Genomic DNA, 11365 nt, shown 5'->3' on the forward strand with positions numbered 1-11365 from the left:
AAGCCTCAACTGGTTTCTTTCCCTATAGATTCATGGCAATTTAGGCCTCGGCTAGCTACTTCAAACTTAGTTATAAAAGAAAGTCTTCCTAGACGGAGCTAACATTGAAGTAATTGCTAGGGATTAATGATATTAAAAATCCCCCAAAAGTTGGTTTCTGCCAAACCTTTGGGGGATTCGTCAAGATGAAGGAATTTAGTGAGATCAAAAGAAGTTATACGCTTTTGCCGGGCAAGAGGTTCACAGGCAGGAAGTAGCCGGTCGTTGTGACTTCTTGTTTGTCAATTTTTTGTAGCAATAAATCGACCAGAAGTTTGGCAATATCCTTCAGAGGCTGTTTAATAGTCGCTAATTGAGGATAATAGTTCTCCACAAAGTAAGTTCCGTCGTAGCCGATGACTTTTAAATCTTTAGGAATCTGGATGTCCAGCTCCTGAGCGACTTTCATCACTAAAATGGCTGTTAAATCATCTGAAGCAAAGATAGCATCTGGCTTCTCATGGGTTAAAATATGCTTGATTTCCATTTCCTTTCGGACGGGAGAATAATCGCTGGAAACATTGATGATGGGAGCGTCTGGTAGAACAGAGGCGAAGCCAGCATGGCGCAGGCCAGTTGGGGAATTGGAATTATCATTACCAGTAATCATGATGATATTTTGAGCGCCAGCCTTGACCAGGGTTTGAGCAGCCAGCACTCCACCGCCATAGTTGTCTGAGGAGACAACTGGAATATCTGGTGAAAGGTTACGGTCGAAGGCAATGATTGGCGCAGTCACGCGATTGTAGTCTTCGATGCCTAGATTGTGGCTGCCAGAAATGATACCGTCCACCTGATTGGCTTCCAACATCTCAAGGTACTCACGCTCCTTATCTGAGTCATGCTCGCTATTGCAAATGATGGTTTTATAACCCTGTTTAAAGAGCTCATGCTCCAATTTACCAATTAATTCTGCGTAAAAAACATTGCTGATATTCGGGAAAATGAGTCCAATTAGCTTGGCTGATTTTCCTTGGAGGCTGCGTGCCAGATTGTTAGGCTTGTAGGCCAATTCTCTCATGGCTGCTTCAACCTTGGAAATCGTTTTGTCGGATAAGTAGCCTTTCCTGTTGATGACGCGGGAAACAGTTGTGGGGCTGACTCCTGCAAGTTTTGCTACATCAGTTAGCTTTGCGACCATAATCTAATTCATAGTAAGTACCGGTTGGATTGCCCTTGGTAATGGCAATGCCTGTCTGATCTTCTCTCGGGAAGACACGGCCGGAAAATACTTTCTCTCCTTTATTGATGAAAATTTCAAAAATCGATTTATCGATGAAGATAGTAGCGTTCGTTGCTTCCTTGCCAATATCACAGCTTCGGCTGGTTCCAAAGTCCAGAGCAAATGGCTCGCCCGCTTGACTGCGATCGACTGTCACTTGTCCTTCCTTGAGGTCAAAATTGATGCGTAACCCCTTGCCATCCTTGTCTGCAAAGAGGACGATTTCGTGTTCGGTGTCCGCAGTGAGATTTAGCTCCAGTTCGTAGCTGTTCTTGCTTTCTGCCAAAGGAGCGAAAGGCTGTTCCTCTGTTCGCAAATCCTTGATAGCAGGCACTGGGTACTGGTAGAGCTTGCCGTCTTTCAGGGTTAATTCCTTGACGAGGGAGAAGACCCCTTGATGGTCGAAGCGGTCAGATGGGTATTCCACATCAGGCAAGCCTAGCCAGCTGACAGCCAGTGCACGACCGTCAGGTGCGTTGAAAGCTTGGGTGGCATAGCAGTCGAAGCCATAATCCAGATTTTGGATAGGACTAGGATCAATCATAGCAGCTTTATTTATGTCAAACGATTGACCTATTTTATACATATTCGGATAAATATTATCATAATCTAGCACGTCCTTAGACAAACCTTGAGGGCAATAGAGCAGGACTGGCTGGTCATTGATAAAGACTAGATTAGGACACTCCATCATATAGGCCGTCTTGTCATTGGCAAAGTCCAAATCGCCAATAGCTTCCCAGTTGGTATAGTCATTATCAACAGCCTTGTAAATCTTGACATATCCTTGTTTATCTAGATTTTGCCCACCGACAATGGCATAGAATTGTCCTTTGTAGTTGAAAATCTGCGGATCGCGGAAGTGGTCAGTCGCTTCGGCAGGTTGCTCAATCAAGACCTTGTCGATTTTTTCTAGCTTGCCTGATTTGTCTAGCAAGGCACCGATTTGATAAGGGTGACGCACCCAATTCTCATCACGGACATTGCCAGTATAGAAGAGAAAGAGCTTGTCATCAAACTGCATGGCAGAGCCTGAGTAGGCGCCGTGGCTGTCCAGAGCAGTATCTGGCAGCACCCGAAGACCAGTTTCTGTGAAATGAACTAGGTCATCACTTTCTAATTGAACCCAGCATTTGAGACCGTGGGCAGCCCCAAAAGGAAAGTTTTGGTAGAAAACCACCCACTTGCTATCAAAATAAGAGAAGCCGTTGGGGTCATTGAGCAGACCTGTTTGAGGCTCCACATGATAGCTAGCCCGCCAAGGAGATTTAGCGATGTTTTCTTTGATCTGCTGCACCTCTTCCTGAGTCCAGTCTTCATAGCGTTTGTAGCGTTTTTCAGTCGTCCAAGCCAATCTTTTGTCCTCCAAATCATATTATTTCTTATTACTATAGTAAACGTTTTCTGCTGAAAAATCAACATTTAGCAGTAAAAAAATATTTTTTCTGCAAAACGCTTGACATATTTTTGAATCATGGTAAAATAATATTCGTAAAGGCGATAAAATCGCTTTCAAAAAGTTTTACAATATTTTTATAAGGAGATTTTTGCAAATGAACAATACTGAAATTGCAAAAAAGGTCATCGAAGCCTTGGGTGGACGTGAGAACGTTAACAGTGTAGCCCACTGTGCGACTCGTCTGCGCGTCATGGTTAAAGATGAAGGAAAGATCGACAAAAATACTGTCGAGAATCTAGAAAAAGTTCAGGGAGCTTTCTTTAACTCAGGCCAATACCAAATCATCTTTGGTACAGGTACGGTTAACAAGATTTATGACGAAGTTGTAGCCTTAGGTTTGCCAACTTCATCAAAAGATGACATGAAAGCTGAAGCTGCTAAGCAAGGGAATTGGTTTCAACGTGCCATCCGTACTTTCGGTGATGTCTTTGTGCCAATTCTCCCAGCTATTGTTGCGACAGGTCTTTTTATGGGAGTTCGTGGAGCAATTGCTCAGGATCAAGTTTTATCTTTATTTGGTACCACAGCGGATGCTTTCAAATCGACTGACTTCTATACTTATACAGTAGTATTAACTGATACAGCCTTCGCTTTCTTCCCAGCTTTGATTTGCTGGTCAGCTTTTAGAGTCTTTGGCGGGAACCCCATCATTGGTTTGGTTCTTGGTCTAATGATGGTTAACTCAGCACTTCCAAATGCTTGGGATGTAGCTGGTCAGGCTACTAAATTTGCTGTTGATCCTTCTAAGGATATTTTAGACAAAATTGCTAATATGGATGTTCTAGGAAGTCTGAAATTTGCTAGCGAAGTTACAGCAACAAAAGCTCATCCAATTTACTTCTTTGGTTTTATTCCGGTGGTTGGCTACCAAAACTCGGTGCTTCCTGCCTTCTTTGTAGGTTTGTTTGGTGCGAAATTTGAAAAATGGCTGCACAAGAAAATTCCAGATGTCTTGGACCTTCTTCTTGTTCCATTCCTTACTTTTCTTGTAATGTCTATTTTGGGACTCTTTGTAATTGGTCCAGTCTTCCACATTGTTGAGTCATATGTTTTGAATGGTACAGAGTTCCTTCTTAGCCTTCCGTTTGGTCTTGCTGGTTTGATTATTGGTGCAGTACATCAACTGATTGTCGTAACTGGTGTCCATCACATCTTCAACTTACTGGAATCTCAATTGGTATCTCAGACTGGGAAAGATCCATTTAATGCGATTATCACTGCTGCTATGACAGCTCAGGCTGGTGCGACTTTGGCTGTAGCTGTGAAGACAAAATCTAAAAAACTCAAGGCTCTTGCATTCCCAGCAGCACTTTCTGCAGGATTGGGTATTACTGAGCCAGCTATCTTCGGGGTTAACTTGCGCTTTGTTAAACCGTTTGTAATTGGACTGGGTGCTGGTGCTGTTGGTGGTTGGTTAGCTTCTATTATGGGGCTTGCAGGTACAAGTTTCGGTATCACAATTATTCCAGGTACACTCCTTTACCTGAATGGTCAATTGTTGCAATATATCTTTATGGTTGTTCTGACAACTGGTTTGAGTTTTGTTCTGACTTATATGTTCGGATACAAAGACGAAGAAACTGCTGAAGAAAAAGCTGAAACTGAAAAACTTGTCGAAGAAGAAACAACTGGTAATGTTCCAGCGGCTCTCCAAGATGAAACCATCCTTTCTCCAATCGTTGGTCAGGCGGTAGCGCTCAGTGATGTCAATGATCCGGTCTTCTCCAGCGGAGCAATGGGACAGGGGATTGCCATCAAGCCTAGCGAAGGTGTGGTTTATGCACCGGCTGATGCAGAAGTGACCATCGCTTTTGAAACCGGTCATGCCTACGGTCTGAAAACATCTAATGGCGCTGAAATCCTGATTCATGTCGGAATTGACACGGTCTCCCTCAATGGTGACGGATTTGACCAAAAGGTTGCTCAGGGCGATAAGGTAAAAGCCGGCGATGTACTGGGAACTTTTGATGCTGCGAAAATCGCTGCTGCCAATTTGGATGACACGACTATGGTTATCGTTACAAACACAGCTGACTACGCTTCTGTGACTCCAGTAGCAGAAGGAACTGTTGCTAAAGGCGATGCTATTATTGAAGTGAAAGCTTAACCATAGCTATAGAAAGTCAACAAAGGAAAGAGGCTGGGACAAAAGTCCTAGCCTCTCAATTGTCTTTGGATTGTCGAGCAAGACGCAGTGGTTGAGTGGGCTCTACTACGCTGATTTCATCAGCTTTTACAGCCCTACTCAACTGTGCGGAGGTGGGACGACGAAATCGAATTCTATCGAATTACCGATTTCTGTCCCACTCTCTTTTTACTTGAGTACTAAGATTTACAGAGGAAAATCTAAAATATAGAGCCATTTCCAATATGGAAATATGTTATAATGGAGTATAAAGAATACAAGAGGTGTTTGAAATGACAAAATTGTACGGAAGTCTAGAAGCTGGTGGAACCAAATTTATCTGTGCTGTGGGCGATGAAAATTTTAATGTGGTAGAAAAAACACAGTTTCCTACGACCACGCCGATTGAAACGTTAGATAAAACGATTGAGTTTTTCTCTCGTTTTGACAATTTAGCAGGTTTGGCAGTCGGCTCTTTCGGTCCTATTGATATTGACCCTAATTCAAAAACATATGGCTACATTACGACAACTCCAAAACCACATTGGGCCAATGTAGATATCGTGGGAGCGCTTCGTCGTGCTTTGAATGTGCCAATCTACTTTACGACAGATGTCAACAGCTCTGCCTATGGTGAAGTTGTAGCACGTAATAATGCTGGTGGTCGCGTTGAAAATCTGGTTTATTATACGATTGGAACAGGGATTGGTGCTGGTGCTATCCAACGTGGTGAATTTGTTGGGGGTACAGGCCATCCAGAGATGGGGCACTACTATGTAGCTCAGCACCCAATGGATGTGGAAAAAGGTTTTAATGGCGTTTGTCCTTTCCACAAGGGTTGTTTGGAAGGCTTAGCAGCTGGTCCTAGCTTAGAAGCGCGGACGGGTGTGCGTGGTGAAAATATCGAGCTCAATAACTCTGTCTGGGATATTCAGGCTTACTATATTGCGCAGGCAGCTATTCAAGCGACGGTGACTTTCCGTCCAGATGTCATTGTCTTTGGCGGTGGCGTGATGGCGCAGCAGCACATGCTAGACCGTGTTCGTGAGAAATTTACTGTTCTGCTCAACGGTTATCTGCCAGTGCCAGATGTGCGTGATTACATTGTTACACCGGCTGTCGCAGGAAATGGCTCAGCTACACTAGGAAATTTTGTCCTCGCAAAAGATATTAGCGAACGCTATGCAAAATAAGTAAACAAGGCGTTGAGAGTGTTCAAATAAACTAAGGAGGCTGAGATAGGGAATCCAGCCTCTTCCATTTGAGGTGAAATATGCAAAAAGCAATTGTGAAAGATTCTTTCTTTTTACAGCAAAAATCAGTTCCAGCTACAAAGGCTGACCTATTTTTAGCCCAAGATTTGCAGGATACCTTGTTGGTTCATAGAGAGTCTTGTGTCGGTCTTGCTGCGAATATGATTGGTTACCAAAAGCGGGTGATTATTTTTATGTATGGTATGTTGCCCATGGTCATGTTTAATCCAGTTCTCCTTCAGAAATCAGGAGCTTATGAAACGGAAGAAGGCTGTCTGTCTTTGACAGGCAGTCGGTCAACCATTCGTTACCAGAAAATCACTGTCGAATATCTGGATCAGAATTGGCTGAAGAAGACCATCACGTTAGAGGATTTCCCAGCGCAAATCTGCCAGCACGAATTGGATCATTTGGAAGGAATCCTCATATAGGAAATGTATCTGGAAAGGATAGGGATAGAATGAAAGTATATCAGCGCGATGGAGAAAAATTTTATGTCATAGGCTTTCTCTTACTCTTTTTTATCTTTTTTACCATGTCTTTTGTATCTATGGAGAAGGCCTCCCCTGAGTCAACAAGTCAAAATAGTAGCAATCAACTGGTTTATAGGAGTCCTACCAGCAAAGAAGACCAAAGAAGCAGGCATACTACTGAAGAAAGCAACAATATGCTCAATTCGCTCTATTGGGGAATGGGCATAACCGCTATTTTTATGTTTGTTCTAGGCTATGTTTCGAATCATAAACCACCGATTTTAGAGATGGATGAGATGGGAATAAGGCTGAGAGGCTTATCTGCTAAAAGAGAGAAGTACTTCTTGTGGCAGGAGATTGAGCAAATTGAATACGACATATCTCGACCTAGGATGAGATCTTCCGAACCGACCAGTCGAATTTTATATTTCTATCCTAAAAATCAAGAGGAGAGTGCGGTCTCTTTAGACTTGGCTGATGTGAAAAATACTAGCTTTAATGAACTTCATCAAGAAATTTCCAATCTTGCTCCGCACATCAAGTGGCTTTTTCCATAGAAATGAATGATGAGGAAGATTATTCTAGAGCAGGGATTTGCTACTATTGTTTCGGTTAAAAATATTAAGATTAAAAAGCCTTTGGATTGGTAGAACTGGGACTCTTGGTTCCAGTTTATTTTTTTTATTAAAAATAGTTCTCATAGAAACTTTTTCTTGACATCTGCTTTTCATGTGGTAAAATAGTTCTCATGAAAACTAATTAGTTCTCGTGAGAATTAATTTAGAGAGGAAGAATTGATGGAAAAGCCTTTATTAGAAATGAAGCGTTTTGGCCGAAAGATTCATCTCATGGTAGAGAAACTTGCTAAGGAGCAAGGGATTGAGTCCATGGCTGGGCCGCAGGGACAGGTCTTGCATATTGTTGCCCATCGCGCGGAAGAAGGCAAGGACACGCTTATCAAGGATATTGAGCAGGAGTTGGATATTTCCAAATCGGTGGCCTCTAACTTAATGAAACGGATGGAGAAGAATGGCTTTATCCAGCTGGAAGTTAGCAAGACAGACAAGCGGGCCAAGTATATCCGTCTTACTCCGCAATCGCAGGAAAGAATGAAGAAAATCCGTGACTTTTTTGGTGAAATTGATCGGTCTATTTTGAATGGTGTTTCTGAGCAGGAGCTGTTGATTTTTTCTCAAGTCATGAGCAAGTTTTATCAGAATATCGAAAGTTTAGAAAATGGAGGGAAAGATGATTAAGCTATTTAAACGGCTGACGGTAAGGGAAGTGAGCATGATTGTTCTCAGTGTGCTCTTCACCTTCCTAACGGTATTTTTGGAATTAGAAGTTCCGACCTATATTTCGACGATTACAGAGCTACTACAAACGCCGGGAACAGTTTTAGCAGATTTGTGGGAACCGGGATTGAAAATGCTTGGCTTGTCCTTTGCTAGTTTGCTGTCAGCTATCGTGGTTGGCTTTTTTGCCGCTCGTACAGCAGCTAGCTTTACCCAGAGTTTGCGAAGCGATATTTTCAACCGTGTGCTAGACTATTCACAGACGGAGATTAAGAAATTTTCGATTCCTAGTCTGCTAACTCGGACGACGAATGACATTACCCAGGTGCAGACCTTAATCACCATGGGGCTGCAGGTGGTGACTAGGGGGCCGATTATGGCGATTTGGGCCATGACCAAGATTATCGGCAAGTCTGAGAACTGGCTGATTGCTGTTCTTATTGCTGTTATTGTCAATGTTCTAATGACAGCAGTCTTAATGACACTGGCCTTTCCCAAGCAGTCAGTGGCGCAGCGTTTGGTCGATAAGCTAAACAGCATCACGAGAGAGAGTCTGACTGGGATTCGCGTGGTCCGAGCTTACAATGCTGAAGATTATCAGGATGAGAAGTTTGCGGAGGCTAATGATGAAGTAACTCGCCTTAACCTCTTCATTAATCGTCTGATGGCCATAATGAATCCAGTTATGATGGGGATTTCTAGCGGTTTGACACTGGCGATTTACTGGATTGGTGCTTATCTGATTCAGGAGGCTGGGCTGCAGGATCGTCTCCCACTTTTCAGTGATATGGTCGTCTTTATGTCCTATGCTATGCAGGTTGTGATGGGCTTCTTGCTCATGGGTGCCCTCTTTATCGTCCTGCCTCGGACCATTGTATCGGCTGGCCGGATTAATGAAGTGCTGGATTTGCATTCTTCTATCGCCAGTCCAGAACAGCCTAAGGCAGCAGCGGATAGCAAGGGAGAGGTGGTCTTTCGAGATGTGTCCTTCCGATATTCTAAGAATTCTGAAGCGGTCATTGAGCATGTCAGCTTTACAGCGCATGCTGGTGATACTGTAGCCTTTATCGGTTCAACCGGTTCAGGGAAATCTACTCTTGTCAATCTCATCCCTCGTTTCTACGATGTGACAGAAGGAGAGATTCTGGTAGATGGCGTCAATGTTCAAAATTACCAGCTGGAAGACCTACGCAATAAGGTTGGCTACATCCCGCAAAAGGCGGTGCTTTTCTCTGGTGATATCGAGAGCAATCTGGACTTTGGTCAAAGTCAAGCAAGTCCGCTGGATGAGCAGGAAATGTGGGAAGCTCTTGACCTAGCTCAGGCTAAGCCTTTTGTTCAAGAGAAGGAAAAGGGGCTGAAAGCAGAAGTGGCTCAAAGCGGGACCAACTTCTCTGGTGGCCAGCGTCAGCGTTTGGCTATTGCTAGAGCCTTGGCTCGTAAGCCAGAAATCCTCATCTTTGACGACTCCTTCTCAGCGCTAGACTATAAGACAGACCGCATTTTGCGCAAGGAACTGGCTGAGCGAACGCAGGATATGACCAAGCTGATCGTAGCACAGCGGATTTCTACCATCATGGATGCGGATCAAATCTTGGTCTTGGATGCTGGTAAGGTAGTCGGTCAAGGTACCCACCGAGAGCTTTTGGCAAATAACGCGGTTTATCAAGAAATTGCCTACTCACAACTATCCAAGGAGGAATTAGAAAATGGAAAATAAGAAGTCTTCATTATTTAACCAGATGCGGCCTTATCTCAAAGGCTTCCAGCTTCCTCTTGCTTTGGCATTTGTGGGAGCTGTCTTGTCAAACATTATCACGGTCTATGGGCCAAATAAATTAAAAGAAATTACCAATCTTATTTCAGAAGGTCTGGGCAGCAATATTGATTTAAAAGCTGTGTCTCAGATTGCCTTTCTCCTCGCTATTCTATATGCAGTCGGAGTCCTGCTCAACTACGGTCAGTCCTTTATCATCAGTACGGTTGTCCAGTATTTCTCCAAGCGGCTACGGACGGCCATCGCAGAGAAAATTAACAAGCTTCCATTGAGCTATTTCGATGGTCATTCTCAGGGGGATACGCTATCGCGCGTGACCAACGACGTGGATACGGTTGGCCAATCTCTCAACCAGAGTTTAGGAAGTGTTATCTCTTCTAGCTTGCTTTTGGTGGCTGTGGTTTTGACTATGTTCTTTATGAACTGGATTTTGGCTTTGGTGACCATTTTGGCTACTGTAGTCGGTTTTGTCTTTGTCGGCCTCATCATGGGCAAGTCTCAGGGCTATTTCACTGCTCAACAAAATGATTTAGCTGCTGTTAACGGCTATGTGGAGGAGATGTACTCTGGACATAATGTCGTTATCAGCTACAATGCCATTGAACAGTCAAAGGAGCGCTTTGCGGTTCTCAATCACAATCTCTATAGCAGTATTTGGAAGTCTCAATTTATCTCTGGCATGATGATGCCGCTCATGTTCTTTACAGGTAATTTCGCCTATGTGCTGGTTATTTTGGTCGGTGCTGCTCTGGCGATTAATGGCTCTATTAGTATCGGGATTATCGTCGCCTTTATGGTTTATGTGCGGACCTTCTCTCAGCCTTTGTCACAGATTGCCCAAGGAATCACTGTCTTGCAGCAGGCTGGTGCAGCACTGGTTCGTGTCTTTGAATTTCTAGCTGAGCCTGAGATGGAAGACGAGCAGCATAAAGAGCAGCAGCTTACTGCTGTAAAGGGAGATGTTGCCTTTGAAGATATCTTCTTTGGCTACAAGCCAGACCAGCCGATTATTCATGATTTCTCAGCCCAGGCCAAAGCCGGACAGAAGATTGCCATTGTCGGTCCGACGGGTGCTGGTAAGACGACTATCGTCAATCTGCTCATGAAGTTCTATGAAATTGACAAGGGACGTATCAGCATTGATGGTATAGATATTAAGGATATGAAACGCTCCGAGGTTCACGATGCCTTTTCAATGGTCTTGCAGGATACCTGGCTCTTTGAGGGGACGATTCGGGAGAACTTGATTTACAATCAGGAGCATGTGACAGATGAAGCAGTTATCGCTGCAGCGAAGGCGGTCGGTGTTCATCACTTTATCATGACTCTGCCGCAGGGCTATGATACGGTGCTGGATGACACGGTCAACTTATCGGTCGGTCAGAAGCAGCTGTTGACAATCGCTCGTGCTCTACTGAAAGATGCGCCGCTCTTGATCTTGGATGAGGCAACTTCGTCAGTTGATACGCGGACGGAGGAGCTGATTCAAAAAGCCATGGACAAACTTATGGAGGGTCGGACTTCCTTTGTCATTGCCCACCGTCTGTCTACTATCCGTAATGCGGATCTTATCTTGGTCATGCGCGATGGAAATATCATCGAGCAGGGCAACCATGATGAACTCATGGATCAGAATGGCTTCTATGCGGACCTCTATAATAGTCAGTTTGAGGAAAGTGAAGTAGCTTAAAGATAGCAATGGAATATTCTACTATAAAAATG

General features: G+C 43.9%; 9 protein-coding genes. 7 read left to right on the forward strand and 2 right to left on the reverse strand.

What is annotated here, in order from left to right; genetic code table 11:
* Nucleotides 1-214 precede the first annotated feature (214 nt).
* On the reverse strand, nucleotides 215-1180 hold the full coding sequence (locus SCRDD08_RS02745; protein WP_061422337.1) for a LacI family DNA-binding transcriptional regulator: 966 nt from the start codon (nucleotides 1178-1180) through the stop codon (nucleotides 215-217).
* Nucleotides 1161-2615 carry a sucrose-6-phosphate hydrolase gene (locus SCRDD08_RS02750; protein WP_061422338.1) on the reverse strand — a complete coding sequence of 485 codons (1455 nt, stop codon included), beginning with the start codon at nucleotides 2613-2615 and terminating at the stop codon, nucleotides 1161-1163. The genes SCRDD08_RS02745 and SCRDD08_RS02750 overlap by 20 nt, the downstream gene beginning before the upstream one ends.
* Nucleotides 2616-2814: 199 nt before the next feature.
* On the opposite strand from SCRDD08_RS02750, the gene SCRDD08_RS02755 reads away from it, so the two are divergent.
* The 7 genes from SCRDD08_RS02755 (at nucleotide 2815) to SCRDD08_RS02785 (ending at nucleotide 11333) form a co-directional block, all read left to right on the forward strand.
* Nucleotides 2815-4827, forward strand: coding sequence for a sucrose-specific PTS transporter subunit IIBC (locus tag SCRDD08_RS02755; RefSeq protein WP_061422339.1), 2013 nt, complete (start codon nucleotides 2815-2817; stop codon nucleotides 4825-4827).
* A 311-nt stretch (nucleotides 4828-5138) separates the two neighbouring features.
* Nucleotides 5139-6038 carry a fructokinase ScrK gene (scrK, locus tag SCRDD08_RS02760; RefSeq protein ID WP_061422340.1) on the forward strand — a complete coding sequence of 300 codons (900 nt, stop codon included), beginning with the start codon at nucleotides 5139-5141 and terminating at the stop codon, nucleotides 6036-6038.
* 80 nt (nucleotides 6039-6118) lie between these two features.
* Nucleotides 6119-6529, forward strand: coding sequence for a peptide deformylase (locus SCRDD08_RS02765; RefSeq protein WP_061422341.1), 411 nt, complete (start codon nucleotides 6119-6121; stop codon nucleotides 6527-6529).
* Nucleotides 6530-6558: 29 nt separating this feature from the next.
* A complete protein-coding gene (locus tag SCRDD08_RS02770) occupies nucleotides 6559-7128 on the forward strand; it encodes a hypothetical protein (protein WP_061422342.1) in 570 nt (189 codons plus the stop codon).
* 240 nt (nucleotides 7129-7368) lie between these two features.
* Entirely contained in the window at nucleotides 7369-7827 is a 459-nt protein-coding gene (locus SCRDD08_RS02775; protein ID WP_061422343.1) for a MarR family winged helix-turn-helix transcriptional regulator, read from the forward strand.
* A complete protein-coding gene (locus SCRDD08_RS02780) occupies nucleotides 7820-9586 on the forward strand; it encodes an ABC transporter ATP-binding protein (RefSeq protein WP_061422344.1) in 1767 nt (588 codons plus the stop codon). Before SCRDD08_RS02775 ends, SCRDD08_RS02780 begins: the two co-directional genes overlap by 8 nt.
* Nucleotides 9576-11333: an ABC transporter ATP-binding protein gene (locus SCRDD08_RS02785; RefSeq protein WP_061422345.1), complete on the forward strand. Its 1758-nt coding sequence runs from the start codon at nucleotides 9576-9578 to the stop codon at nucleotides 11331-11333. Before SCRDD08_RS02780 ends, SCRDD08_RS02785 begins: the two co-directional genes overlap by 11 nt.
* The last annotated feature ends 32 nt before the right edge of the window (nucleotides 11334-11365 follow it).

The organism is Streptococcus cristatus (assembly GCF_001578775.1).
GTDB lineage: Bacteria > Bacillota > Bacilli > Lactobacillales > Streptococcaceae > Streptococcus > Streptococcus cristatus_A.

Excerpts from the sequence above, each read along its gene's own strand:
- SCRDD08_RS02785 (WP_061422345.1), top strand. The coding sequence starts at position 9,576 with ATGGAAAATAAGAAGTCTTCATTATTTAACCAGATGCGGCCTTATCTC.
- SCRDD08_RS02755 (WP_061422339.1), top strand. The coding sequence starts at position 2,815 with ATGAACAATACTGAAATTGCAAAAAAGGTCATCGAAGCCTTGGGTGGA.
- SCRDD08_RS02780 (WP_061422344.1), top strand. The coding sequence starts at position 7,820 with ATGATTAAGCTATTTAAACGGCTGACGGTAAGGGAAGTGAGCATGATT.
- scrK (WP_061422340.1), top strand. The coding sequence starts at position 5,139 with ATGACAAAATTGTACGGAAGTCTAGAAGCTGGTGGAACCAAATTTATC.
- SCRDD08_RS02775 (WP_061422343.1), top strand. The coding sequence starts at position 7,369 with ATGGAAAAGCCTTTATTAGAAATGAAGCGTTTTGGCCGAAAGATTCAT.
- SCRDD08_RS02770 (WP_061422342.1), top strand. The coding sequence starts at position 6,559 with ATGAAAGTATATCAGCGCGATGGAGAAAAATTTTATGTCATAGGCTTT.
- SCRDD08_RS02745 (WP_061422337.1), bottom strand. The coding sequence starts at position 1,180 with ATGGTCGCAAAGCTAACTGATGTAGCAAAACTTGCAGGAGTCAGCCCC.
- SCRDD08_RS02765 (WP_061422341.1), top strand. The coding sequence starts at position 6,119 with ATGCAAAAAGCAATTGTGAAAGATTCTTTCTTTTTACAGCAAAAATCA.